Raw genomic sequence first — 24,955 nt, 5'->3', positions numbered from 1 at the left:
GTAGTAATCCGTACTGAACATATTATACATTATTTTCAGTATAGTTGAGCTTATTATTGACTAGAGTCATGCTCTGCTGCAGCCTAGCCTTTGATCATAGTCCGGCTCTGCTCGCCCGTTGGTCTGGGAATCCGTCCGTCAACACATCTTGCGGGCAGGGTGACTGCACAGAGCCGTGGGATCCCTCCTGCCTATGCCGAAGGACTCCATCCAAGTAGCGCGAACGGCGGTTATGAGGGACGCAGCGCAAGCGATCGCAGGGAAGTCCGTGGCAGCCAGACGGCCCCAAAGCATCCTATACTGTTGCGGCTGTCCTAATCACGCTGTCCGAATCACGAGGAACCTGCCGCTTATGTCTGAGCTTCTCCCTTTGCCTTCCCTCCAAGACCGGGTGGCTGTGGTCACCGGAGCCAGCCGGGGCATTGGCCGGGCGATTGCCCTGCACCTGGGGGCCATTGGAGCAAAAGTGGCGATCAACTACGCCCGCTCCGCTGCCGAAGCCGAGTCCCTGGTGGAGGAGATCGCGGCCCTGGGGGGAGAAGGGATCCCTGTGGCCGCCGATGTGTCTTGCCCAGAGGCGGTGGAGAGCCTGTTTGCCCAGGTGATGGAGCGGTGGGGTCGGGTGGATGTGCTGGTGAACAATGCCGGCATGGCCCGCGACACCCTGCTGCTGCGCATGAAGCCGGAAGATTGGCAGGCGGTGCTGGATCTCAACCTGACGGGGGTCTTTCTCTGCCTAAAGGCAGCCGCCAAAATCATGGTAAAGCAGCGCCAGGGGCGCATCATCAACATCACCTCGGTGGTGGGCTTGGTGGGCAATACCGGCCAGGCCAACTACAGCGCCGCCAAAGCAGGGGTGGTGGGCCTCACCAAGACGGCAGCCCGGGAGCTGGCCAGTCGCAACATCACCGTCAACGCCGTAGCACCGGGGTTCATCACCACCCAAATGACCGAAAAGCTGGATCCCGGCCCGATTTTGGCGCAGATCCCCCTGGGGCGGCTGGGATCCCCAGCAGAAGTGGCAGGGCTGGTGCGTTTTTTGGCGGCAGATCCGGCGGCGGCCTACATCACAGGACAGGTTTTCGCCATCGATGGCGGCATGGTGATGAGCTAGGCACTCTACCACGCCAGGGCTAGGCCATCGGCACGGGGTTCGGAAGCCGCAATGAAGTGATCCCCATCCCGCAAGAGGATCTGTCCCCGGCCAAAAAGACCGTAATCCTCTTCTGCCTCCACCACCTGCACTGCATGGCCGCGGGCGGAGAGTTCGCGCACCACCTGGGGCGGCACCGTGCTCTCCAGCGCCACCTGCGGGATCCCCTGATCCCACAGCACTCGCCAGCGGGGCGCATCCAGGGCCGCTTGGGGGTTTAGGCCGTAATCCACCAAGTTCACCACCACCTGCACATGGCCTTGGGGCTGCATCGTCCCTCCCATCACACCAAAAGGGCCGAGAGGGATCCCTTCTCTGGATAGAAAAGCGGGGATGATCGTGTGGTAGGGGCGCTTGCGGGGGCCCACCTGGTTGGGATGGCCGGGCTCCAGGGTGAAACCCGTGCCGCGGTTGTGGAGAGCAATGCCCGTGCCCGGAACCAGCAGACCACTGCCGAAGCCATCGAAATTCGACTGAATCAAAGACACCATCAACTCCCTATCGGCTGCAGCCAGGTAAACCGTTCCCCCCTCCGGCAGCCCTGGCTGGGCCAGGGGGATCGCCTCCCTCCCGATCAACTGCCGCCGCCGCTGTGCATAAGCCTTATCCAGCATCTGGGCAGGACTGACCCGCACATACTCCGGATCCGCCACCTGTCGGCTCACATCGGCAAAGGCCAGCTTCATTGCCTCAATCTGCAGGTGATAGCGCTCGCCGGCATCGTAGGAGATCCGACCCAGCTCAAAACCCTCCAAAAGGTTGAGCGCCATCAAAGCGGCAATGCCCTGCCCGTTGGGGGGGATCTCCCAGACGGTGTAGCCGCGGTAATCTGTATGGATGGGTTCCACCCAATCGGCCCGGTGCTGGGCCAAGTCGGCGGGGGACAGGAAGCCGCCCGTGGCCTCCGAGAAAGCCAGCAACTTCTCCGCCAGCTCCCCCCGGTAAAAACTCTCACCCCCGCTGTGGGCAATGGCCTTCAGGGTTTGGGCATGCAGGGGGCTGCTCCAGCGCTCCCCAGCCCGTGGGGCACGCCCTTGGGGAAAGAAAACGGCCTTGAAGGCCTCGTGGCGGGGATCTGGCAGGGGCAAATAGATGGACTCCGCCGCCTGCCACAGTTGGGCCACCCGGGGAGAGACCGGAAATCCCTCTTGCGCCAGACGAAGGGCAGGCACAAACAGACGCTCGAACGGCAGCTTTCCCCAGCGCCGGTGCAAGGTCTGCCAAGCGGAAACTGCCCCCGGCACCGTCACCGCTAACCAATCGTAGGGGGGGATCCGCCCATGGTCCCGGTACCGCTCCGGCGTCAGGGCGGCTGGGCTGCGACCGGAAGCATTCAACCCGTACAGCCGACCCTCCTCCCCCCCCTCCCACACCAGAGCAAAGGCATCGCCGCCAATGCCATTGGAGGTTGGCTCCACCACCGTCAAAGCCACCGCCATTGCCACGGCTGCATCCACAGCATTGCCGCCCGCCCAGAACATCTCCATGCCCGCCATTGCCGCCAAAGGTTGGCTGGTGGCCACGGATCCCTGTCTGCCCATCACCACCCGTCGCCGCGAAGCAAACGGATAGCGATCCAGGGCCTGCCGCAAAAAAGTGGGTGCTGGCATATCGCTACGCGACGCTCTCGCGAATGGGCTGGGCTCCCTACACAGGCAGGTTATCGCTACGCGACGCTCTCGCGAACAGGAGTGCGGCCAACTCCGCAAAGCTGTCCACCACCACATCTGCCCCGGCGTGGCGCAGTTCCTCGGCGGTGAAAGCCGTGGTGAGGCCCACCGCAAAACAGCCAGCCCCCTTAGCGGCGCGGATCCCATGGGTAGAATCTTCAATCACCCAACACAACGCCGGATCCAACCCCACAGCGGCAGCCGTTTTCAGGTAAGGCTCTGGGTCGGGCTTGGCCCGCTGAATGTCTTCGGCGGTAATCACCGCGTCAAACCAGCGGTGCAGGTCGAAGCGCTGGAAAATCTGCGCTTGATCCCGGCGGATGGCCGAAGTGGTGACGGCCAGGGCAGAAAAGCGCTGGCGGCTGGCCGCCAAAAACTCCAGCACCCCCGGCACCAGGGGTACCTCTGCCAGCAGCTCGCCAAAAGCCTTGGCCTTTTCCTCGATCAAGCGCTGCACCAGCAGGGGCCGTTCTGCAGGTGGGGTGTCCGTCTGGTGTTGGACAAGGTACTCGAACATGTCGCGGTCGGTGCGCCCCTTGAACTGCAGGGAGATGGGGGCCAAATCCAGGGATAGGTGGCAGCGTTGCAGGGCAATGGCCCCGGCGCGGGCATGGATTGGTTCCGAATCCACAATCACCCCGTCCATATCGAAGAGCAAGCCGGCAGTCACGTCAGCCTTCCCCTGTTGTAGGCACAGCACTTTGGATTGCATAGACATTATCGCTACGCGACGCTTTCGCGAATGGGCAAGCACGGGACAGGGATCCTCTTAACAACCCTACTGCCCCGTCTCCATCCCCCACCCGCAGAAGCGGCTGGTGATCTGCCAGATGGGATCCAACACATCCGTCAGGGCGTGGTCACTCTCCACCGCCACCAGTTGGGCCCAGGGGCGACGGGCCACATAGTCTCGACTGGCTTGAATGGGGATGGTTTCATCTTGGATCCCATGCACAATCAAGGTGGGCACAGGCCGTCGCAACGCCCCATCCGGGTAGCGTTGGGCATCGGCAACAAAGCCGTACTCCAAAGGGAGAGGACGGCCTTCTCCGTAGTGAAACACCATGAGTTGTCCGGTTCGCTGCCAAGTCTCCACCGCCTCTGCCCCCAGCCGCGGCAGCCAATGGCCTAAAAAGCCAAAAGCCGGCGCCAAGAGCACCAAGCGCTGCACGCAAGGTTGTCGTTCGGCAACCCAAGCAGCCACCAGGCCCCCCAAGCTAGAGCCGATGAGGGTGACAGGGGGGTAGTTCATCTCGGCAAGCTGGCTGGAAACCTGCTGGATCTGGCGGGTCAAGGTGAGCTGGGCAAAATTGTCCTGGTTCAGATCGGGCACCTGAGCAGGGATCCCCACCTGCTGCAGCCGCTGCCGAAAGAAAGTTGCCTTGGCCGACTGCGGCCCAGAGCCGAATCCATGCAGGTAAATCGCCAACACGGAAAGGGATCCCTATGGCCCTGTGGCTGCCGAGAGCCAGCCCGCCCCCAACACCACGCTGATGGAGAGGAAAAGGGTCGCTACCGTCCAGGTGATGCGGTTGAGGTTTTGCTCAGCACTCTTGGAGCTGGAGAACAGCTGGGCCTGCCCGCCAATGCCCGCCAACCCATCCCCCTTAGGGCTGTGCAGCAGCACCAAGATCACCAGCAAGATGGCCGAAGCCGACCAGAGAAACTCGAAAAACGCTTCCATCGCAGCGGATCCCTGTAGGGCAAGTTGCTAAGGCCATTATCGCTTGGAACCTCATCTTAGCGCACCCTGCCTCGGCATCGCTCCCATTTCAAACTCAACTCGTTCAAACTCAACTCGGCAGGCCCAGACCCATCTACTTGCTTCTCAGGTGGAACGGGTGCTGCTCCTTCTGGGGGTGTTGCTTTGCCTCAAAAAACGACCCCAAACGGGGCCGCTCGGTCTTTTCCGAATCTCTATGGAGATCTCCAGTGGATCCCCACCTCACCTACAAGGGCAAACAGTATTCACCTCAGTAGCTTACGCCCCGGTAGGTCAGGGGCTGATGAGGGTGAGGCATCGCTTTCTTGCTGGTGTGATGCGCCCAGAAGGTTTGACCGCGATACTGAGCTTGCAACTCCTCATCACTGAGCTGAGTATGCGCGGGAACGTAGTCAAAGGTGTTGCCACGGAAAGAGAGTTTCATATATCGCCTCCATCAACGAAGGGTTGAGTTTGTTGTCGTTGGGCCCTACGCCACGGAAAGAGTGGCGCGATTCAGTTGAGGCGCGTTCCTTCGGGAAGACCCCTACTTCCGTCTCTGCACAGCTCCAGGCCACTGGTGAGCCAACTGCAGAGATGAACGATTTATCCTATGTCTGTATCATAACTTACGGTTTTGCAGGTTTTTTGGGGGATTTATAGAAATTTAATCCGGCCATACCCGCAAAAGGGATCCCTTGCCGTCGGCTCTTCCGCGGCTTCTCGGGCCTGACTGGGCAATCACCTATGCACTTTTCGGAATAGATTGCCGCAACCGGTTCCGGGCCCAGGGCACCAATCCCGTATTCGGCCAGTCTCCGCAAAATTCTGATTTCTTCTATTTCACCGCCTGCGCAAGTGCCTGCAGCCCTGCTCGCAGACGTTCCTCGATGTCGGCCTCTAGCTGTAGTGTTCCGGCAGCGTCCAACTGAATTTGAGAACTCAGGATATAAACCCCTCTCAGGATGTGGGTTGCCCCCATCACCGCCAGCACAGGTTTCATCGCAAAGTCGATGGACAGCAGATGGGCCAGGGTTCCCCCGGTGGCAATGGGGAGAATCACTTTACCGGTAAAGGCGTCCTGATCCAGCAAATCCAGCAGTGCCTTCAACACACCTGGATAGGAGGCTTTGTAAACGGGAGCAGAGATGACGATCCCGGTAGCTTGGGCCACCTTTTGCTGAATTGCCTTGAGTTGAGGGCTATCGAACTTGGCCAGTGCCAGATCCTCTGGGGGCAAATCCCGCACCGAAACAAACTGAGTGGTCAATCCCAGATCGGACAGGATCCCGGCAGCGTGATGTAAAACGGCTTCTGAGCGAGAAGGAGTGCTGGGACTACCGGAGAGCAGGAGGATGCTGGACATAGGCCGCAGACAGAATACTGCCTCAGTTGTACCAGGGATCCCATGTGAAAGATGATTAACCCACTCTCGCCCTGCCCCAGCATGCACGATAGCTTTGTCTCTCGACGTCATTCCCTGCTGGTCAAATTGCGGGCAAAATATGCCCCCCGACTCCCCACCTACTCAAGGGGTCGGGAACGTGATAGGTTAGATTCAGCAAGGGTTTCAGCTTGCTAAACTTGAGATTGATTTACGCGGGCGTAGTTCAGTGGTAGAACGCTAGCTTCCCAAGCTGGATGTCGTGAGTTCGAGTCTCATCGCCCGCTTCTCCCAGCCAACCCGCAAAACCCGCTTTCCGCAAGCATTCTCGGGCTTGGCCTAGTCCGGGAAATCAATGAGCTCAAGGTAAAAAGGGGTAGTTCGGGGTCAGTAAGATCTCCTTGGCCAGTGCCCAGTTAGGCAATGAAGCATGCAACTTTACGAGTACGACTTCTATGCCTGGACGCAAAAGCAAGCCGCACTGCTGAAATCGGGGCAGTGGGATCAACTGGATATCGCCAACTTGGTGGAGGAAATCGAGGCTTTGGGCAGGCAAGAACGCCGGGAATTGCTGCACCGGCTGGGGATCCTGGTAGGGCATTTGCTGAAGTGGCAATTGCAACCCCACCTGCGAGGCAAAAGTTGGCGGGCAACGATTACTGAACAACGCCGCCAGATCCAGCGATTGCTCAAAGACAGTCCCAGCCTCAAGCCCGATCTTTCGGCAGCCCTGCAAGAGGCTCACCAGGACGGGATCCTGTTGGTGGTGAGAGAAACACCATTGTCTGAAGCAGATCTGCCTGCCCAGTGTCCCTACACATTTGAGCAGGTGATGGATCCCGACTTTTATCCTGGCAAGGAAGATCCCCAGTGATCTGCTCAGCCCCCGGAACCAGAACCAGGGAGGGAGGGATCCCGACCCCGGTGGGTCTCCATCTGGCTGTCCACTACCCGTCGCAGCACTCCGTTGACGAAAGCGGCGGCCTCAGGATCCCCGTATTTTTTGGCCAATTCTACAGCTTCGTTGATGGCAACCTTCACGGGGCTGCTGGCCAGTATTTCCATCTCCACCACCGCCAGGCGCAGGATATCTCGTTCGATCCGACCAACCCGCTGCAATTGCCAACCCACCAAAGCCTTTTGCAAACGAGCATCAATCGCCTCCTTGTGGGTTCGCAGGGCAGTTAACAGTTGCAAAGCGTAGGCGCGCACTTCTTGGGATTGGGCAATGTACAACAGTTCCGGCATGGACAGGGCAACGCCCACCCGGTTGACTGCTCTTTGGGACAACTGGACAACCTCATCCAAGATGTGGCGGACGCTGTGCAGCCGCTGTTCCAGGTGTTCTAAGGCTTGGCCGGCGTTGCCGAGGGCCACTTGCACCTGCTGGATTAGCTCCAGCAATTCCCCCCGTAAGGCATTGGGGTCAGGAACGTCCGCCTCCTTCAGAGTGATTTCCAGGCGCTGCAGGTGTCGTTGGGCCTGCTGAAGGCGGAGGGTGACGGAGCGGGATCCACCCTCTTCCTTGGGATCCGAATCGGCCAACAATAGAGGATCGCTCTCGTGCAACAAACGGTCGCTGCGCTGGATTTCCGCCGCCGCTGTGGAGAGGGTTTCATGGGTCTCTTCACTCAGGGCGCGGATGGCTGCCAGCAGCAAGTCCTCCAGTTGTTTTTCGCTCAGTTTGGCCGCCGTGGCTGGCAGTTGATTGACCCCCAGCAGGGCCAGTTCGCGGGCAATACGCCGAGGTTGCATTGCAGAATATCCATAGCTTCTGAAAGACTGCCCCATTGCCGCAAGGCGGCGCGCAAGCGCTATCGGGCTTAGCCATGCTAGCAGGTTGCCAATCCATGAAGAACGAGAGACTCACCCGGTCAACCGGCCCTAAAACTGCGACTTAACACCCGAAACACCAAAGATGAACTCTGCTCTGTGCCAAAGCGAGATTGGCTGGATACCGAGAGGGTGAGCCGTCGTTTGCTGCGGGTGATGCCCACATACAGCAGCCGCAATCGCTCTGCTGCCAAATCCAAAAAGGCTTGCTTGGTGGCCGAGTCGGCCTGCAGCTCCCAGCCGCCTTTGGGGCTGAGCTGTCGCAACTGAGCCAGGGCCTCTGCCTGCATATCCACTTCATCCAAAAACTTCAGCCCCAGGGTTCGCTCCCCGTACTGGGTGGGAAACTCGTAGGCCGACACCTGGGGGATGAACACCTGATCCCATTCCAGCCCCTTGGCCCGATGCAGAGTCGTGACAGTGATGCTGCCCGGCTCGGGGTCGAAGGCGAAGATCTCCGAAGGCAAGTTGTTGAGGCGGTGATCCAGAATCACTTGAAATTCTTGGGCGATCTCCTGCCAATCGGTTTCGGGCAGGGATCCCAGCACCTGCTCCAGCTGATCGATTACATAGCGACCCACAAACAGCTCTTCCGGCTTGCGGTAGAGGCTTTGAACGATCACATTCAGCACCTCCGGCCAAGGGGAGCGCCCGGCCCGGAGCCAACCGGCAAGGGTGCGCAGCAGCCTGCCCAAGTTCTGCCAAGGCGGGCCATCGGGCAGAGCGGGAGCCTCACCAAAGTTGGGAAATAGCAGCCGCTCCGGCAGAGAGGCGCGGATCCAGCTCAACATCGGTCCCAGTTCAGCACGTGGGATCCCCGCCCAATCCGCCAAGCAATCCACAGCAGCAGCCAAGCGAGTGGGGGCAGTGGGCTGGGCAAACCAGTCGATGATTCCCTTGAGCTGCAACAACACCCGCCGCTGACTGGGACTGCCCCGCAACAGATCGATCACCCGCTCCGCTCCCATTTCCTGGAGATAGCTGAGGGCCTTGCCCCCCATTTCGTTGGTGGTGACCAGAATGGCCACCGTTTGGCCGGGAAAAGCTTGGGTGGCTGCAATGGCCTGCCGCGCTACCTGTTGCAGCTCCTCCTCCGGGGATCCGACGACCCGCAGAAAGTCCACACCACCCTCGCTGGCCGGGGGGTTTTGGCCACCGGAGGTGGCCAGTTGAATGGGCTGGGGGGCCAGAGCGGTGCGCAAAGCCGGGATGGGGTGCTGCTGATTCACCCACTCCACCAGGCGGTTGGCCAAAGCGATGATCTGGGGGGCGCTGCGGCTGGATTCATCCAAGAGCACCACCTGAGGACTGGCCTGGCAAAAGGCGCGAAACAGCCGCGGCTCGGCGCTGGTAAAGGTGCCCATGATGCTCTGGTTGGGATCCCCCACCCGCACCAGGTTGCCGGTGCGTTGGCTGAGCAGCCGCAGCAGCTCTTCCTGCAGGGGGGAACTGTCTTGGGCCTCATCCTCGAACAGGTAGTCGTACCAGTTCTGCACCTGCTCCCGCAGCTCCGGACTGCCCTCGATCAAATCCACTGCTTGCCAGCCCAGGTCGTCGTAGTCTAACTTGCCCAGGCGACGCAATTCCGCTTGATAACCGGCGTAGATGGGAGCAGCCCAGCCCAGATAGCCCTCGCTGGGGATCACTTCTGGCCCCAGGCGCAGATTCTTGGCCCTGCTGATGACCACCTGCACCATCTGCTGGAAACTGCGCCGGAACTGGGCTCGGTTTTGGGCGATCTTTTGCGGGTTGTTGTCGCCGGGGATCAGCGGCTCCCAGAGCTGAGTATGGCGGACGAGCCAAGCGCGGCACAGGCGGCTGAGCAACCGCTCCTGTTCGTATCCCTCCAAAATAGACAGCTCCTCCCAACGGCTGGGGGCCTCCCGCAACACCCGCAACGACAAAGAATGCAGGGTAAAGGCCTGGGTAAAGCGATCCGGATACCCCGCCCGTTGCAAACGTTGATTGATGCGGCTGATCAAGTTGCCCCGCGCCGAACGCATGTAGGTGAACACCCCGATGCGCTCCGGTGGGATCCCCCGATTGAGAATTAAATCGGCGATCAACAGCTCCAGAATAAAGGTCTTGCCGCTCCCCGGAACGGCGGCGATCCCCAGCGGCCCCGATTGGTAGGCCAACGCCTGTTGCTGCGCCGGACGCAGGGTGACCTCAGGAAAGGGAGAAGAAGCCAGACCCAGCATGGGATCCCTGCCTAGCTGAGGATGAAGGTCTCGATGGCTGCCGCCACCCCGTCTTCTGCCACAGGAGGGGCAATCCAATCGGCATGGGGCAAGAGAGCTGGCGAGGCATTTCCCATCGCCACCCCGATCCCCGCATACCGCAGCATCTCAATGTCGTTGTCGCCATCGCCAATGGCCATCACCTGCTCCGCCGACAACCCCAGCATTTCCTCGGCCAAAAAACGAACGGCATTGCCCTTGTTCACCGCCGGATGGGTAGCCTCCAGAAAAATTGGCTCCGAACGGGTGAGATAGAGCTGCTCAGGGGAATACCGCCGCCGCAGGGATCCCTGCAATTCCTGCAGGAACTCGGTATCCTCAGAAACAGCCAGGATCTTGGTGGGGCTTCGTCCGTATTGGGCGGAAGAGAACATCTGGAACGGCACCTGAGAGCGCTCAGCATAGGCCTGACTGAGAGGGCTCAGCTCCCGTAAGTAGAGCTGGTCATCGATGTAGAGGTGAACCCCCACCGGCTGATCCTGCAACGCTTGCAACAACTCCTCGGCCAGCGGCCAGTCCAGGCTCCAGTGCTTTAGGGTCTTTTGGCTATCGGGATCCCGAATTAAAGCCCCCTGGTAGCTGCATAGGGGCATATCGGCCCCAATCGCGTAGTGGAACCGCTCGGCAGAACGATGCATGCGACCCGTAGCGATGGCTACTCGCACCCCTGCTGCTTTGGCCTTCTGAATGGCCTCCCGAACCGGCTCTGAAACCTGGTTGGAAGGCCCGGCAATCGTGCCATCGATATCCACCACCAACAGCCGAATCTGGGCACGGGGTGGAGAAGATGCCCGCTCTCTTTCCTCGGCTTGGACGTTAGCCTGAGTTTGCATTGCTGTTGTTTGCCCTCCTCCTGGCAACCTTCCAGACCGTAGCATGGCTCTGCCTCGATTGGTTGACGGTCATTGGCCGGCTCAGTACACAAATCAGTACACAAAGAATCAACACAGAAGAATTGAACAAGTGAGATGGCCGGGTGGGGGATCGGTTTCCGCCCCTATTCCCGCCAACGAGAAAGCGTAGAATTAAGTAAAGACTAGCCCCGTGATGGACGAAAACATTGTGATCATGCTGAAACGAATCGGTCGCGTCTGCCGGCCTCTGCTGGCTATTGCCCTGGCCTTGACCTTGGCCCTGGCTCCCATAGGCGCTGTTTGGGCACGCAGTGGCGGTCGCATTGGCGGCGGATCTTTCCGGTCTCCGACGTTCTCTGCCCCCCGCTCGATTGGCCCGCACTACTCAGCTCCTGTCTACCCCAGCTATGGAGGCGGCTTTGGTTTTCCGCTGCTGGTGCCCTTTTTCTGGGGAGGGGGGGGTGGCGGCCTGCTGACGCTGCTGCTCTTGGTTGGGGCAGGTAGCTTTTTGGTGCAGACGCTGCGCTCGGGGATCAGATCCGAAGAAGGGGACGATAGCATTGGGGTTCGCGATCCCCAGGTAACTGTTGCGCAGGTAAAAGTGGGACTGCTGGCCAGCGCCCGGCAACTGCAAAAAGACATGAACGCCCTGGCTCTGGAGGCGGATACTCAGTCGCCAGAAGGGCTGAGCCAACTGTTGCAAGAGGTCACCCTTGGCTTGATGCGCTACAGCGACTACTGGGCCTATGGCCATGCCCAAGCGGAGAAGCTGCCCCTCTCCCGCGCCGAATCCCTGTTCTATCAAGCCTCTTTACAAGAACGGAGCAAGTTCAGCGTCGAAAGCCTCAGCAACCGCAACAACCAGATCCAACAAGTCTCCCAAGCGGCGCTGCAGCGATCTGCTGCTGGGATCCCAGATGTTGGCGAGTACCTGCTGGTAACTCTACTGGTTGCGTATCGTGGTAACTTGGGTACACTACCTGTAGTTAACTCCATGGCGGATCTGCGGCAGTGCCTGTTGCAGCTGGCTTCGATTCCGGCAGATCGGATTGTGGCCATCGAAGTGCTGTGGACGCCGCAGTTGGAGGGAGACACCCTGTCGGCAGAGGCGCTGTTGACCGAGTACCCGGAAATGCGGCTCCTTTGAGAGCCTTTGGGCGATAGACGGCAACTGTTGGCTGAGTGTCTCAACTCCTCGGGATCCCCGCCGTTCAGGCTAGGGAGGTTGTATGTCCGGGTTGGATGCTTCAGCGGGCAGAGGCCGTCGTTCCCCTTGGGCATGGTCTGGCCAAGTCAAGCAGGCAGATTCTCTGTTGGATGAGCTGTTCGAGGATTTGGAGAACAGCTTGGAAGAGGGGCTGTCAGAAGCCGGCGAATATCCTTACCTCGGCACACGGCCCCCACTGCCTTCCCGGCGCTTCTCTGCTGCCGGAGGATTACTGCTGGGTATGGCTTTGGCCGCTACCTTGGTGGCAGGGCTGGCTTTTTGGATGACCCTGCGCCCGCGGGCGGTGGTTTTTTCGCAGGCCACTCGGGATCCCTTGGCTGAGGCACCCAATTCTTCCCATTCCGATGCTCACCAGGAGCCCTTGCTTCCCACTGCTGCTGATGTGGATGAAAACCCCAAAGCTCCACCTGAGGATTCTGCAAAGGCTGTCTTGGTCGAACCGGCAAAACCGCCGACTGTTGCCGCTCCTCTTGCTTCAAGAGGGGCTGGTCTTCCCTCTCCCCCTAGGGTACCTGCGCCTCCGGTGCCAGCGCGGATCCCACCCCAGCCTGTGCCGCAGATGAAGCTGGTGGGATTGATCCACGATCCAGGTGCCCCCAAGGCTCTGATCTTGATCGACAACGTGGTGCGGCAGGTGGCTGTTGGCCATGCGGTAAAAGCAGAGTGGCGGGTTACCGCCATCAGCCCCTACGGTGTGAGGGTGAGCAATGGCGCTCAAAGCGTTACCTTGCAGTTGGGGCTGTCGCAGCGGATCTGAATCACCTGGATAGGGATCCCTGCTGGGTTGAGCAGCGCCTGGAGGGTGGGAGATTGGATTGAAGGAGAAGGGGCAGATGAAATTCGCCAAGCTGGGGCGAATGAGCCGCTGCAGAGTGGGAGTGGGCTTAGTTCTGGGATACCTCTGTCTCGGGCTGTTGGCTTGTCGCAGTACACCCCCCCTCTCAGAATCCCCCTCTGGGATCCCGGCGGCCTATGCTAGCCGCCCGCAACTGCAAGGGAAGGCAGTGGTGGAGATGGAGGTGCAAACTGCTGAGGGGGTAGGCAAGGTGATCTTGGCGATCCACGGGGAAGCGGCACCCCTGACCGGCGGCCAGTTCGTGGATTTGGTTCAGCGGGGCTTTTACAATGGCCTCACCTTCCATCGGGTGGAAAAGGATCCGCAGCCTTTTGTGGTGCAGGGTGGGGATCCCCGTGGTGACGGTACAGGGGGTGCAACAGAGCCGGGGAGCAACCGCCTGCGCACCATCCCCCTGGAAATTCAGCTGCGTGGGGAACCCTACCCCCGCTACAACACCTTGATCCAGGATCCCGCTGCTCTGAGTAAGTTGCTCTTGCCCCATCGTTTGGGGGCGGTGGCCATGGCCCGTTCTAGCCCACTTGACTCAGCCTCTTCCCAGTTTTACATCACCCTCTCTGCTCTGCCGATTTTGGACGGGCGCTATGCCGTGTTCGGCTACGTCACCGAGGGGATGGAGTGGGTGGAGCGCATCCAGGTGGGAGATGTGATCCGCTCGGCGCGGGTGTTGGAAGGAGCGGACTTGCTTAGGGTGCCGGGATCCCAACCGGAAAGAGCAGATCAGATGGAGGATCCCGGCAGTTTATGATGGGCAGCAACTCTGCTGCTGGTTTGGTTGTTGTGGCTCTGGCTTTTGCCTTGAGGAAGGGCAAGTTTTGCCCTCGTCCCCTCCGCCAACACCTGGGCACCCTTTCATGCAAGAAGACGCTTTTTCCCCCCTTGAGCCCCTAGACGAGCTGCCACCTCACTCACCGCCGGAGGTGGATGTGGAGCTGATGCTGCAGCAGTTGCAGGATCCGGATCCCTATTTGCGGATGCAGGCGGCCCGCGCCTTCTGTGAGATCGAAGAACCCCGCGCCGTTAAACCCCTGCTGGCCCTAGTCCGGGATCCCTGCCCGTTGGTGCGGGTGGGAGCAGCCTATGCCCTAGGTCGGAATCCGGATCCCGCTGAGGTGGAGGTGCTGATCGAGGGCTTGCGCTGGGATTGGAACGGCTATGTGCGCAAAGGCTTGGTGTGGGCGTTGGGCAATGCCAAGGATCCGCGGGCGTACCCGGTGTTGCTGGAAGTGTTGGCCGGGGATATCGCGGCAGTGCGATTGTGGGCTGCCAGTGCCCTCGGACAACTGGCCCAGGCGCAGGCGTTGCCTGGCCCGGCATTGCATGAGGTGGCCGCAGCTCTCTGCCGGGGCTTGGCTCAAGATCCAATCGCAGCGGTACGCGGCAACTGTGCCTGGAGCTTAGGGATCCTGGGGCAACAGGTGAAACTGGCTCTCGAGGATCCCATTGTTTACACGATGCTAACAAGGCAATTGCTGACCAGCGCCAGTCGCGATCCCGATTGGGGGGTGCGGGATGACGCGCGGCTTGCCCTACAAAAGTTGGCGGATCCCGATTTGCTGGAGCAACTGGATAACCTCAGCTGATCGTTATAGTCATTTTTAAACTAGATTGAGACACTCCCCAAGCATTCCACGCTGCTGCCCCTACTCCCAGCCTCGCTGCCAGAGGGAGAGGGGAGCTAGACGAAAATGTTTCATTCCCGTTTAACGAACCAGATCGAGTGTCACCGAACCAGATCGAGGAGCCAAGCAAAGTAGAAGCGGCTGCGAATGGTTTGTCGCTGCTGCACTTTCCAGCCCCATTCGGTTAATTGGCTCACCAAGGTCGCCTCTCGGTGTTGATAGGCGCGGGTGGTTTTGCTGGGGCCGGGGAAGAACTCTCCCACTTTCTTCAGCAGCGTCAGCCAGGGGGTTTTGGGGGCAAAACTGAAGATCAGGCGGGACCGAGCCAGGCGGGTCAGGTGCTTTAGCATGCGCAGGGCCTCGGCTTCAGGGTAGTGGATCATCACATCGAGGCAGATGACGACATCGTATTCCCCCGTCAATTCCTCCAGATCCGAGACCCAAAAGTGTGGGTTGTCTGTGGATCCCAACTCCATTTGCTGGCGGCGGCGTGCTTCGTTCACCATTTGTTCCGAGATGTCGCTGGCGAACACCTGCGCCCCTCTGGTGGCCAAGGGCAAACTGAGGCTGCCCACCCCGCATCCGGCATCACAAATGCGTAAACCCGAGGGATCCCCCAACCACTGCAACACCGTCTCTACCGTGCGGGCATGGCCAAGGCGGATGTCTTTTTGGACGAAATTGACTTCTTCTTCACCATAAATGCGCCGCCAGCGCTCGAAGCCAACGGAGTTGAAGTAATCGCGGACAATGGTTTTCTCTTGCATAGAACTTCCAGCTAGGGATCCGGCGAGAGAAAAGAGGAACGCCCTGCTCTGTCGAGACCCGGCATTTCTTCGCCCATGCGCATCTCATTCTACCCCGAGCCCCCGTAGCCCTCTGCACGGTTGCTCTAGGATTGTATTAGAATTAACTCGCATGCCTTGGATGCTGCACCATGACCGAAGCTGAGATTGCCCAAGCGTTGCAGGCTCGGTTGGCTGCCCCGGTCAGAATTGCGGTCAAACGCCGCCAAGGTCATCTACACGTTCTCCTGAATCGGCCCCCCCTGGCTCGAGTGGACTACCCCCATCTCACGGAGCGGGTGCGGGTGGAGCTCAGGGCGTTGGGCTTGCCCGGCTTAGAGCAGGTCACGGTGTACGGGCGTGAGTCGGGACATTCTGAATACGAGTGGGAGCAAACGGCCCCCTTGTTGAACCCGCTGCTGGCCTCAGAAGAAACCACAGTTCTGTTGGAAAAAAAAGGCGATCGCCTACTGCAGGATCTGACAGTTGTTGCCCCGGATTCGGTCAACTCAAAGCCTGAACCCGCGCCGGAGAATCCTGTCGGGAAAACCGACAAAGGCCGCGGATCCCGCATCTCCTGGGTGTGGCTGGGGGGAGCTGTACTGATTGTCGGAGCTGGGGTAGTTCTTTTGCTGGTTGCCCTTCTCTGAGAGAGCAAAAACCTGGGGTAGAGGCTCTTGTCTTAGGAAAAGCCTCAGGGAGCGTTGCCGAGAGTCGCCGATGAACTTTGAGGATGCCGGGATCCGGTCAATTGGGCTTTTTGCAAGGCATCCTGCAGCATTCGCTCCACCAACTCGGTGAACGTCCACCCCAGAGCTGCCGCCGCATCGGGACAGAGGGAAGTGGGGGTCATGCCGGGCAGTGTATTCACCTCCAACACCCAAGGATTTTCCTCGGGATCCACCCGCAGATCCACCCGCGCCAAGCCTTCGCACCCCAACGCCTGGTAGGCCTTCAGACCTGCAGCCTCACAGCGGGCCAACCCTGCCGGGCTGAGGGAACAGGGGATCAAATGCCGCGAGCCACCGGGTGCGTACTTGGCTTCGTAGTCGTAGAAGTCGCCTTGGGCAGGGATGATCTCAATGGCCGGAAGAACTTGGCCGGACAAGATCGAGAGGGTGATCTCCTTTCCGGGAACATAGCGCTCCAGAAAAATCCGCGACGAGACTGAGCGGGCCAACTCCAGCCCCTGAGCAAATGACCTCTCATCCCGGACAATGCTGATGCCCACCGTCGAGCCGTTGTTGCTGGGCTTAATCACCAGTGGGGATCCCAACTCTGCCGCACAGTCAGCCCAAGTGAGGGGGCTTTGGTCGTCCCAAACCCGCCAATCGGGGGTAGGGATCCCCGCGGCGCGAAAGATCTGCTTGGAGACCAGCTTATCCATGGCCAGGGCACTGGCCAGCGGCCCGGATCCTTGGTAAGGCAGGCCCAGCCAGTCCAGCATCCCCTGTACCACCCCATCCTCGCCGCCGGGGCCATGCAGGGCAATCCAAACGAAATCGCAGCCGGCTTGCCGTTCCTGCCAAAGGCGCAGCGGCAGATCCTCCTCTGGGTCGATCACCTTCACCCGGTGGCCCAAATCCTCCAAAGCTCGCTTGCAGGCTTTACCCGTTACCCAAGAAACTTGACGTTCTGCCGAACGCCCCCCCGCCAAGACAACAATGTTCATGGCTTAACCCCGAAGCACTCCCCACCCTTGACAACCGGCACCAAGATACCGGCATTCCTTCACTCTACTCTACGAAGGGGGCCGCCGGCGGCGCAAAAAGTCGGGAATATCCAAGCCACCCGACATCGGAGGCTCAGGCTCCGGGGGCTGTCGAGGCGGCAGCTCAGGGCTCGTGGGGGTGGGCTTACGAACCCCTGACTTGTTGGAGGCAGAAACTTTGGTTGCAGCAGGGATGGCGGCTGGATGGGCTTTCTCTTGGAAACCGGTGGCGATGACCGTGATGCGCACTTCCCCCTGCATGCGCTCGTCTTGGACGGTGCCGAAGATGATGTTGGCCTCGGGATCCACTGCCTCGGCGATGATCTCGGCAGCCACCGTGACTTCATGCAAGGACAAATCCGGCCCACCGGTAATGTTGAAGAGGACACCTTTGGCCCCTTCGATGGAGGTTTCCAAAAGCGGCGAAGATACAGCGGTAATGGCAGCCTCGCGGGCGCGGGACTTGCCGGATCCCATGCCAATTCCCATCAAGGCAGAGCCGGCATCGGCCATCACGCTGCGCACATCGGCAAAATCCACGTTGATCATGCCGGGGATGAGAATGATATCCGAGATGCCCTGCACCCCCTGCCGCAGCACATCATCAGCAACGCGAAAAGCCTCTTGGACAGGGGTTTGCTCGGAGATCACCGAAAGCAACTTGTCATTGGGAATTACAATCAGGGTATCAACTGCCTCCCGCAGCGCTTGGATCCCTTCCTCGGCCTGCTTGCTGCGGCGTTTGCCCTCAAAGGAAAAAGGCCGTGTCACCACTCCCACCGTCAGGGCACCACTGGCTTTGGCAATTTGGGCGATGACGGGTGCTCCACCCGTGCCCGTGCCTCCCCCCATGCCGGCGGCAATGAAGACCAGATCTGCCCCTTTGATGGCTGCTGCTATTTCTTCGCTGGATTCTTCTGCCGCTTTCTGGCCAATAGCCGGGTTACCACCTGCACCCAAGCCTCGAGTCAGCTTCTGCCCAATTTGCAAGCGGTTCACTGCCGAGGACTGGGCAAGGGCCTGCGCATCGGTATTGACGCTCCAAAACTCGACGCCCACGAGGTTACTGGCCGCCATCCGACTGACCGCGTTGCCACCCCCACCCCCCACGCCTACAACCTTAATCTTTGCGGCATTGCTCGGCATGATCTCCTCTGGACGATCCGCCGCTCTGGTCTGAGATCCGTTCCTCTCATACTCGGCATGAGAGCCTTCTCCCCTGTGGCGCTCATTCCAATGGGAAGGCGCAGACTGGGCTGAACCCAACCCTTGCCCAGGATTGAGAGGATGGATGTCTGACCAATTGGATGGCATGTCAGCTCTCACAATAACTTAAATTCTGGCAAATATCGAATATGCTAGCTGATTTAATATAGAGCAACTCCCTCCAGATGCCAACGCTGCCGACGTTTGTGAATCTTCCCGCTGAATACGGCCCTCCTAAAGACGCCTGTCGGCAGAATCTCAGGTAGCCTTTCTTGCCTAGAGGCATTTCTCTCTGAACTTGTCTCGAAGCTTTTGTGTGTAAGAATAGGTGTTCTCGAATACTTAGACCCTTGCAGGGGAAGAAGGGTCCAAAGGGAGGTTTCGGTACAAGAGTCTGGCCCTAGTTAAGGCCCAGTTAAGGCGAAGAGTTCGCTATCCAGCCAAAGGCTGATAGAGCGCCACTTTGTAGAACTGAGGCTTTGGCATCCTGTAGAGATTCAGGGATCCGGACTTGCATTCAGACCAGCTCTAGGTGGATCTCCGCTTTTAGCCGTTGGGGGAGGGAAATTTTGAATACATCTCCCTGATTCATTTCGTGGGCATCTTCCATGCTGGCCAGGGCTTCCACCACTTCTTCGGAGTTGGCGGTTAGCACCACAACGGGGCGCTCGCAGGCAATGGGGAAATCGTGCCACGTGCCGAGGTGCAGCAGCAGCCCATGCCCGGCAGGGAATCGCAGGGCTTGTACTTTGTCGAGATCGGGAGCTTCTTGGGGATGGTTGGGAGGAGCCATCACCATGATGAACGGCTCTTGCCCCAGACCGACGAACAACTGGGTCATACGCATGTGGCGCTCTAGCCAGAGCACAGGTGGATAGCCGGGCAGGATCTTGGCGGTACGGATAACAGCTCTACCGGTGTACTGAAAGTCGATGTTTTGTCCTTCCAGGACACGCTCCTGATAAAAGGGGATCCCCAGGCCAGGATTGGTCACATCGTCCCCCAAAAGTTGGCCGAAGGGTTGCACATTTTCCGGGGTGGCATCCACAATCGGCACCCGGACAACGGTGGTGGCAGTTGCAGTCGTACTCATGGTTGGCATCCTCGCTCTTTCTTGGACTGGGGTCAATTGGATTGGAGTCAGACTTTTTATCTTATTGAGAGCGACAGGAAAGAAACGGTTTTCCCGGTAACGGTCTATGCGTCTCTAATTCTTACCTTGTCCTTCTTGAGGGCACGTACTAGGTCTCGAATTGAGTACCGAGGAGCGAGGAGTGAGAAGTGAGAAGAGAGGAGTGAGAGGAAGAAATCTCTCCTCTTTCCTCTCTGCTCTTTGCTCTCTGCGGCTGGTTGGGGCCGCACTCAGCGGAGTCAGCTATGGGCTGCTGGGGGTGGATCCCCACTGGGGGCTGGGCTTGGGGACGGCGGTGCTGGGGTCTATCCTATTTGCCCTGCGCTACCGCAAAACCCGAAAGTTGATGCCTGCCAGCTTGATGTTCATCCTCAGCTTGGGAGCGGCTGTCCTTCTGGGGCTTAGCTTTGGATCGGCTTAGGCGACCTCTGGTCGCGCCGGTGGGGCGGAGTCAGTCAGACATTCGATGTAGTCGATCTTCAGCTCTCGGCCCGAGCGAATCTCCTCCATCGGGGATCCGCAGTTGGGGCAAGCATAGCGCCGGCCTATCTCTGGCTTGTACTCTTGGCTACAGGGCTGGCAATAGGCAATGAGCGGCGTTTCCCGGATGACCAACTGGGATCCCTGTAGGAAAGTACCCTGGGTTTGTGCGGCATAGGCAAAAGTTAGGCTGGCCGGCTCTACACAGGTAAACTGTCCCACCACCAGGTGCACCCGAGCAATCTGAGGCTGTCCTGGCTGACTTTGCCACCAGTCGCGTAGTGTTTGGATCAAGGCGCGGGTCATGTCGGTCTCGTGCATCTCTCACCTCCAGTCGCCGACCATTTCTGGCGTCGCCTCCGGGTGGATGTAGGCGGGCTTTTCTCGGCGCGGCAGTTGCCCAGATACCACCAAATGCGCCAGCGTATCGCAAATGACTCGGGTGGCCATCAGGGCTGTGATATCGCTGATGTCGTAGGGGGGAGAGACTTCCACCACCTCTAGGCCGCAGATCGGCGCTTCCCGCACAATGCGCTTGAGCAAGTAGAGCGCTTCCCGCGGCAGCAGCCCACCGGGCTCCGGCCAGCCTGTACCCGGCACAAAGCCGGCATCGATGCAGTCGATATCGAAGCTGATGTACACACAATCGGTGCCGTCTAGAGCTTTTTCGAGGGCGAAATCGGCGGCTGCATCCAAGCCCATTTCGGTGATGTCGGTAACGGTGAGGATATGGGTGGCCCGCTCCCGGCACACTTTCACCCCTTGCCGTGGCACTTGCCAGCCGCCAATGCCCAGTTGCACCAGGTTATGGGCCGGTGCGTTGCGGATGTTGGTGGCATGAAACCAAGGACAGGTGTGCATGCGCTCATCCAAGTCGGTTTCTTGGGTGTCCACATGGCGGTCGAAGTGGATGATGCCCATCTTCTTGTCCCCCAAGTGGCGACAGATCCCCCGCACCGTGGGAAAGCCAATCGAATGATCCCCGCCCAGGATGACGGGAAAGGCGCCAGACCCGAAAATGTGAGCTACCCCTTTGGAGATTTGGTCGAAGGATTTTTCGTTGTTGGCCGGGATCGTAAAAATATCGCCGACATCGCAGAGGGTGATCTGCTCTCGCAGATCGACGCCAAACTCAAAGTTGTAGGGGGTGTACAGAGCGGAAATGCGCCGGATCCCCTGTGGGCCAAAGCGAGTGCCGGGCCGATAGGTGGTGCCGGAATCGTGGGGTACACCCACCACTGCCACATCGTACTCCCCAACTTTGCGCACATCCTCCAGGTAGGGAGCCTTGAGGAAGGTGTTGATGCCGGCATAATGGGGCAATTCGCCACGGGAAAAGGTGGGGATGGAGCGATCGCCGATGCTGGCTGCTGCCTCGAGGCCAAACTCTAAGCCTCGACTCACCTCTTGCTGCCAGCCGGATAGGGAAAGCCTCGCTTCTTTGGCCAAAGCCGCTTGGGCTTCGGTAGAAAAGCCGTTATTTGCGTTCGATTCGGTGGTCATGGTTGGGATCCCCCATTAGGTGGTGTATTCGGCGTTGATGCGCACGTAATCGTAGCTGAGATCGCAGCCCCAGGCCACGCCCTGGCCGGATCCCTGATGGAGATCCACGGTAAAGGTCACCGGATCCCCTTTCAAGTACTCAGAGGCTGCCTTGCGATCGAAAGCCAGGGGCATTCCCGCCTGCATGAGCAGAAAATCCCCCAGACGGATATCCAACCGGCGGCTGTCGAAGGGGATCCCGGCTCGGCCGGCGGCGGCTGCCACCCGTCCCCAGTTGGGATCGTTGCCAAAAGCTGCCGCCTTCACCAAGGGAGAGCTGGCGATCACACGGGCCATATGCCGGGCTGCCCCATCATCCACAGCCCCACACACCCGAATTTCCAGCAGCTTGGTAGCTCCTTCCCCATCGCGGGCAATGGCCTTAGCCAGATGAATGCAAACTTGGTTGACCATCTCCGCTAAAGTCTGGGCAGCTTCTGTGCCGGCTTGCAGGGTTGGGATCCCACTTTGGCCGTTGGCCAGGGCCAAGAGCATGTCGTTGGTGCTGGTATCCCCATCCACCGTGATTTGGTTAAAGCTGAGGTCAGCAGCTTGCTTGAGGATCTGCTGCCACAGGCGGGGATCCACAGCCGCGTCGCAGGTTAAAAAAGCCAGCATCGTGGCCAAGTTGGGGTGGATCATGCCGGATCCCTTGGCAATGCCCCCGACCCTGACGGTGTACCCGTCGATCTCAGCTTGCAGGGCAACGCTTTTGGTCACCAAGTCGGTGGTGATGATGGCGCGGGCGGCACTCTCCCCCCCCTCTGGAGAGAGGCTGTCGATAAGGCCAGGCAGGGCTGCTTGGATTTTCGGCATTTCCAGTTGTCGCCCGATGACCCCTGTGGAGGCCGTGAGCACCTGATGGGCCGGGATCCCCAACCGTTCTCCCACCCAGAGGGCCAGTTGGGCGTTGTTGCGCTCTCCTTCTTCTCCGGTACAGGCGTTGGCTTGCCCAGCATTGCAGAGGATGGCCCGCACCGGCTGCTGTTGGGCGAGGATCCCTTGGTTGTAGGTAACACAGGCTGCTTTGACCTGATTGGTGGTAAAAACGCCTGCCCCAACCGCATCGCACTCGGAAACGATCAAAGCCAAATCCGCAGCTCCTGAGGGCTTGAGGCCAGCGGCCACTCCAGCGGCTCGAAATCCTCGCGGGGCTGTAACAGCACCTGCAACCGGTTTAAATGGGGATCCCATGTGTTCCTTGGCCAGAGGGTGGTCGGCAACATCATACCGACTTGCTGCTCCGATTTGGGTCATCGCAAGCTTTCCGTGAGAAACTCTCTGGAAACCGGTTCTGAGGGAAAGAGTTGTAGTTACGCCTACCAAGCAGAGGCGGCAGAGAGGGTTATTTTGAAAGTGTGCGCTTTCTATCACCCATCTTTTCCCCTTTTTAGATTGGGAAGGATACTCTTCTATCCTCTGCTCTGGGAACTGCCAGCCATGCCCACCCCTGTCATTACCCTCAACCATGTCAGCAAGGTCTATTCCAATGGCACGGTGGCTTTGCAGGACATGAATATGACCATCCAAGAAGGGCAGTTTGTCAGCTTGGTGGGGCCATCCGGCTGTGGGAAAAGCACGGTGCTGCGGTTGGTGGCGGGTCTGGGGCATCTGACCACAGGCTCTATCGAATGGGGGCAAAGTTTTGAGAAGAACGCCCCCCAGGGGGAGCCCAAGTTGGCCTTTGTGTTTCAGGAGCCGGCTCTCATGCCTTGGGCAACGGTGATGGACAATGTGCGTCTGCCCTTGAAGTTGGCAGGTGAGCCCAAGCCAAAAGCCGATCGAGATGTCTTGGAAGCTCTACAACGGGTGGGCCTGCAGGGGTTTGAGCGCAGTTTTCCCCGCGAGCTATCGGGCGGCATGCGCATGCGGGTTTCCATTGCTCGCGCCCTGGTAACCAAGCCCCAAGTGTTGCTGATGGACGAGCCCTTCGGCGCTTTGGATGAAATCACCCGCAGCAAGTTGAACAGCGATCTGTTGGAGCTGTGGCAAGAAAAGCGCTGGACGGTGCTCTTCGTTACCCACAACATTTACGAGGCTGTCTACCTGTCCAACCGCGTGGTGGTGATGGCGGCTCGCCCAGGGCGGGTGATAGCCGATATTCCCATCGATGCGCCCTATCCCCGCTCGGAAGACTTTCGCACCTCTTCCCTTTACAACAACTACTGCCGTGAAGTGTCGGCCCGTCTGCACGAGGCCATGCACGGCTCAGCTCAGGATCCCCCCTATTTGCGCCCCCTCTCTGCCGGACGTTTGCGCTGATGGGATCCCTTGCTTGACAGTGCTCCCTTGACTCTCTATTGCGTATCTCAACTTCACGATATGTTCGACCCGTTTGTCCACCTTCTCGAGCCATGGCGCCGTTGGCTGGGATCCCTTGTTGGCTTGGGGGAGAGCTGGCCTCTCCATTGGCCAGATTGGTCTCTGCCCAAGCTGACCGGCGCAGTTGGAGAAAAACTCGGATCCCAACCCACGGATGAGGCAGACATACCGAGTGCCGGCTCAGGGGTGCCCGCGAAGGGGTTGAATCTGGGCCGTTGGTTCAACCTGGAAGTGATTGCCCCCCTTATCGTCGGGATCCTCTTCTTGGTGGGCTGGGAAGTGGCGGTGCGGGTAACGGGAGTGCCCCACTACCTCTTGCCGGGGCCGATTTTGGTGGTGCAAACCCTCATCCGCGACTGGGGAACGCTTTTTCCTTCCCTGTTGATCACTGTGCAAATTACGGTGGTGGCCTTTTTGGCTGCCACAGTGTCGGGGCTTTTGGTCTCGATTGTGTTCACCCAGAGCAAGTGGATTGAGCGCAGCTTTTTCCCCTATGCGGTGATTTTACAGACGATGCCCATTGTCTCCATCGCCCCGCTGATCATCATTTGGCTGCGCAACAACACCTTTGCCGCGATGGTGGTGTGCGCCTGGATTGTGGCGTTTTTCCCGATTCTTTCCAACACCACTCTGGGGCTGAACAGCGTCGATCACAACCTGCTCAACCTGTTCCAACTGTACAAAGCCAACCGCTGGCAAACGTTGATCTACTTGCGGCTACCCAGTGCCATGCCCTATTTCATGGGGGGCCTGCGCATCAGCGGTGGCCTTTCTTTGATTGGGGCGGTGGTGGCGGAGTTTGTCGCTGGTACTGGCGGGCAGCGGGCCGGGATCGCCTACCAGATCTTGATCTCCAGCTTCAACCTGCAGGTGCCCCGCATGTTTGCGGCCTTGATCTTGGTCACCGGCTTGGGGATCCTGATCTTTATTTCCTTGAGTGCTCTATCCGACCGGGTGTTGGGCAAGTGGCATGAGAGCGCTGTGCGCCGAGAGAACTGAAAAATTGAACTTTGGTGAAAATTAGGGCCCCCTCTCTAACATCTAGGGTCATTTGGATTCAAACTAGGACGCTGCACCCACCCCTAAAACGTTGAACGCACGCGGCCAAAGGCTTTTCTCAATAGCTCAGGCGCCTCACTCTAACCTGAAACGACTAAGTGCCTTGAATAGGAGCAGGTGGAAGGCGTCTTCTGGAAAAGCCCAGAGATATCGCTGCGCTTGCTGTCGGCGGCTAT

At 59.3% G+C, this 24,955-nt stretch carries 26 protein-coding genes, 1 tRNA gene and 1 riboswitch; of the genes, 11 read left to right on the top strand and 16 right to left on the bottom strand.

Going from position 1 to position 24,955, the window contains the following annotated elements; translation table 11 throughout:
- Nucleotides 1-352: 352 nt before the first annotated feature.
- A complete protein-coding gene (gene fabG, locus NW870_RS07260; RefSeq protein ID WP_414374638.1) occupies nucleotides 353-1,114 on the top strand; it encodes a 3-oxoacyl-[acyl-carrier-protein] reductase in 762 nt (253 codons plus the stop codon).
- 5 nt (nucleotides 1,115-1,119) lie between these two features.
- On the opposite strand, the gene NW870_RS07255 is transcribed toward fabG, so the two are convergent.
- The 6 genes from NW870_RS07255 to ssuE all read right to left on the bottom strand — a co-directional run bounded on the left by NW870_RS07255 (nucleotide 1,120) and on the right by ssuE (nucleotide 5,891).
- Nucleotides 1,120-2,763: a gamma-glutamyltransferase family protein gene (locus NW870_RS07255; protein WP_414374637.1), complete on the bottom strand. Its 1,644-nt coding sequence runs from the start codon at nucleotides 2,761-2,763 to the stop codon at nucleotides 1,120-1,122.
- A gap of 37 nt (nucleotides 2,764-2,800) precedes the next feature.
- The gene (locus NW870_RS07250) at nucleotides 2,801-3,535 is read right to left on the bottom strand and encodes an HAD family hydrolase (protein WP_414343669.1); all 735 of its coding nucleotides are present in this window, start codon (nucleotides 3,533-3,535) and stop codon (nucleotides 2,801-2,803) included.
- Nucleotides 3,536-3,601: 66 nt separating this feature from the next.
- Nucleotides 3,602-4,255, bottom strand: coding sequence for a YqiA/YcfP family alpha/beta fold hydrolase (locus tag NW870_RS07245; protein WP_414374635.1), 654 nt, complete (start codon nucleotides 4,253-4,255; stop codon nucleotides 3,602-3,604).
- A gap of 12 nt (nucleotides 4,256-4,267) precedes the next feature.
- On the bottom strand, nucleotides 4,268-4,507 hold the full coding sequence (gene secG, locus NW870_RS07240; RefSeq protein ID WP_011433676.1) for a preprotein translocase subunit SecG: 240 nt from the start codon (nucleotides 4,505-4,507) through the stop codon (nucleotides 4,268-4,270).
- 289 nt (nucleotides 4,508-4,796) lie between these two features.
- The gene (locus NW870_RS07235; protein WP_414374634.1) at nucleotides 4,797-4,970 is read right to left on the bottom strand and encodes a DUF4278 domain-containing protein; all 174 of its coding nucleotides are present in this window, start codon (nucleotides 4,968-4,970) and stop codon (nucleotides 4,797-4,799) included.
- Nucleotides 4,971-5,049: 79 nt separating this feature from the next.
- Nucleotides 5,050-5,131: riboswitch (Glutamine riboswitch) on the bottom strand.
- A 232-nt stretch (nucleotides 5,132-5,363) separates the two neighbouring features.
- Nucleotides 5,364-5,891, bottom strand: coding sequence for an NADPH-dependent FMN reductase (ssuE, locus tag NW870_RS07230; RefSeq protein WP_414331394.1), 528 nt, complete (start codon nucleotides 5,889-5,891; stop codon nucleotides 5,364-5,366).
- Nucleotides 5,892-6,124: 233 nt separating this feature from the next.
- On the opposite strand from ssuE, the gene NW870_RS07225 reads away from it, so the two are divergent.
- Together NW870_RS07225 and NW870_RS07220 are read left to right on the top strand one after the other, a co-directional pair.
- Nucleotides 6,125-6,196 (top strand) — tRNA-Gly (locus NW870_RS07225).
- 143 nt (nucleotides 6,197-6,339) lie between these two features.
- Nucleotides 6,340-6,783, top strand: a complete 444-nt coding sequence (locus NW870_RS07220; protein WP_414331397.1) for a DUF29 domain-containing protein — start codon at nucleotides 6,340-6,342, stop codon at nucleotides 6,781-6,783.
- A gap of 5 nt (nucleotides 6,784-6,788) precedes the next feature.
- Here NW870_RS07220 and nusB read toward each other — a convergent pair whose 3' ends face one another.
- The 3 genes from nusB to NW870_RS07205 form a co-directional block, all read right to left on the bottom strand.
- Entirely contained in the window at nucleotides 6,789-7,664 is an 876-nt protein-coding gene (nusB, locus tag NW870_RS07215; RefSeq protein ID WP_414331399.1) for a transcription antitermination factor NusB, read from the bottom strand.
- 119 nt (nucleotides 7,665-7,783) lie between these two features.
- Entirely contained in the window at nucleotides 7,784-9,943 is a 2,160-nt protein-coding gene (locus NW870_RS07210) for an ATP-dependent helicase (RefSeq protein WP_414374633.1), read from the bottom strand.
- 11 nt (nucleotides 9,944-9,954) lie between these two features.
- A complete protein-coding gene (locus NW870_RS07205; protein ID WP_414374632.1) occupies nucleotides 9,955-10,815 on the bottom strand; it encodes a Cof-type HAD-IIB family hydrolase in 861 nt (286 codons plus the stop codon).
- 214 nt (nucleotides 10,816-11,029) lie between these two features.
- On the opposite strand from NW870_RS07205, the gene NW870_RS07200 reads away from it, so the two are divergent.
- The 4 genes from NW870_RS07200 (at nucleotide 11,030) to NW870_RS07185 (ending at nucleotide 14,503) form a co-directional block, all read left to right on the top strand.
- Entirely contained in the window at nucleotides 11,030-11,983 is a 954-nt protein-coding gene (locus NW870_RS07200) for a DUF1517 domain-containing protein (RefSeq protein ID WP_238376757.1), read from the top strand.
- 82 nt (nucleotides 11,984-12,065) lie between these two features.
- Complete coding sequence (locus NW870_RS07195) at nucleotides 12,066-12,821, top strand: hypothetical protein (protein WP_414374631.1); 756 nt, start codon at nucleotides 12,066-12,068, stop codon at nucleotides 12,819-12,821.
- A gap of 76 nt (nucleotides 12,822-12,897) precedes the next feature.
- On the top strand, nucleotides 12,898-13,668 hold the full coding sequence (locus NW870_RS07190; RefSeq protein ID WP_011433685.1) for a peptidylprolyl isomerase: 771 nt from the start codon (nucleotides 12,898-12,900) through the stop codon (nucleotides 13,666-13,668).
- 106 nt (nucleotides 13,669-13,774) lie between these two features.
- Complete coding sequence (locus NW870_RS07185; RefSeq protein ID WP_414374629.1) at nucleotides 13,775-14,503, top strand: HEAT repeat domain-containing protein; 729 nt, start codon at nucleotides 13,775-13,777, stop codon at nucleotides 14,501-14,503.
- A gap of 140 nt (nucleotides 14,504-14,643) precedes the next feature.
- On the opposite strand, the gene bchM is transcribed toward NW870_RS07185, so the two are convergent.
- On the bottom strand, nucleotides 14,644-15,309 hold the full coding sequence (gene bchM / locus NW870_RS07180; RefSeq protein WP_414343655.1) for a magnesium protoporphyrin IX methyltransferase: 666 nt from the start codon (nucleotides 15,307-15,309) through the stop codon (nucleotides 14,644-14,646).
- A gap of 170 nt (nucleotides 15,310-15,479) precedes the next feature.
- Between bchM and NW870_RS07175 the strand changes: the two genes are divergently transcribed.
- A complete protein-coding gene (locus tag NW870_RS07175) occupies nucleotides 15,480-15,977 on the top strand; it encodes a hypothetical protein (RefSeq protein WP_414374628.1) in 498 nt (165 codons plus the stop codon).
- Nucleotides 15,978-16,021: 44 nt separating this feature from the next.
- Here the strand turns inward: NW870_RS07175 and NW870_RS07170 are convergent, their stop codons facing one another.
- From NW870_RS07170 to NW870_RS07160, 3 genes are all read right to left on the bottom strand, one after another.
- Nucleotides 16,022-16,999: a D-alanine--D-alanine ligase gene (locus NW870_RS07170; protein WP_414374626.1), complete on the bottom strand. Its 978-nt coding sequence runs from the start codon at nucleotides 16,997-16,999 to the stop codon at nucleotides 16,022-16,024.
- A 69-nt stretch (nucleotides 17,000-17,068) separates the two neighbouring features.
- A complete protein-coding gene (gene ftsZ, locus NW870_RS07165; protein ID WP_414374624.1) occupies nucleotides 17,069-18,184 on the bottom strand; it encodes a cell division protein FtsZ in 1,116 nt (371 codons plus the stop codon).
- Between the two features lie 577 nt (nucleotides 18,185-18,761).
- Nucleotides 18,762-19,337 (bottom strand): ureidoglycolate lyase, encoded by a 576-nt coding sequence (locus NW870_RS07160; protein ID WP_414374622.1) that lies wholly within the window; start codon nucleotides 19,335-19,337, stop codon nucleotides 18,762-18,764.
- Nucleotides 19,338-19,539: 202 nt separating this feature from the next.
- Here NW870_RS07160 and NW870_RS07155 point away from each other — a divergent pair, with 202 nt between their 5' ends.
- The gene (locus NW870_RS07155) at nucleotides 19,540-19,797 is read left to right on the top strand and encodes a TMEM14 family protein (protein WP_414356331.1); all 258 of its coding nucleotides are present in this window, start codon (nucleotides 19,540-19,542) and stop codon (nucleotides 19,795-19,797) included.
- Here the strand turns inward: NW870_RS07155 and hypA are convergent.
- From hypA to argJ, 3 genes are read right to left on the bottom strand one after another with little or no spacing between them, the layout of a single operon-like run.
- The gene (gene hypA / locus NW870_RS07150) at nucleotides 19,794-20,177 is read right to left on the bottom strand and encodes a hydrogenase maturation nickel metallochaperone HypA (RefSeq protein WP_414356329.1); all 384 of its coding nucleotides are present in this window, start codon (nucleotides 20,175-20,177) and stop codon (nucleotides 19,794-19,796) included. The two genes, NW870_RS07155 and hypA, sit on opposite strands and share 4 nt — an antisense overlap.
- Before the next feature lie 3 nt (nucleotides 20,178-20,180).
- A complete protein-coding gene (gene speB / locus NW870_RS07145; RefSeq protein ID WP_414356327.1) occupies nucleotides 20,181-21,359 on the bottom strand; it encodes an agmatinase in 1,179 nt (392 codons plus the stop codon).
- A 15-nt stretch (nucleotides 21,360-21,374) separates the two neighbouring features.
- A complete protein-coding gene (gene argJ, locus NW870_RS07140) occupies nucleotides 21,375-22,592 on the bottom strand; it encodes a bifunctional glutamate N-acetyltransferase/amino-acid acetyltransferase ArgJ (protein WP_414374640.1) in 1,218 nt (405 codons plus the stop codon).
- A gap of 246 nt (nucleotides 22,593-22,838) precedes the next feature.
- Between argJ and NW870_RS07135 the strand changes: the two genes are divergently transcribed.
- Complete coding sequence (locus NW870_RS07135; protein ID WP_414329054.1) at nucleotides 22,839-23,660, top strand: ABC transporter ATP-binding protein; 822 nt, start codon at nucleotides 22,839-22,841, stop codon at nucleotides 23,658-23,660.
- A 60-nt stretch (nucleotides 23,661-23,720) separates the two neighbouring features.
- The gene (locus NW870_RS07130) at nucleotides 23,721-24,719 is read left to right on the top strand and encodes an ABC transporter permease (RefSeq protein WP_414374621.1); all 999 of its coding nucleotides are present in this window, start codon (nucleotides 23,721-23,723) and stop codon (nucleotides 24,717-24,719) included.
- Nucleotides 24,720-24,955: the final 236 nt, after the last annotated feature.

This window comes from Synechococcus sp. R50.1 (assembly GCF_047462115.1).
Classification (GTDB): domain Bacteria; phylum Cyanobacteriota; class Cyanobacteriia; order Thermostichales; family Thermostichaceae; genus Thermostichus.
This window is presented reverse-complemented; position numbering and strand designations above follow the sequence as displayed.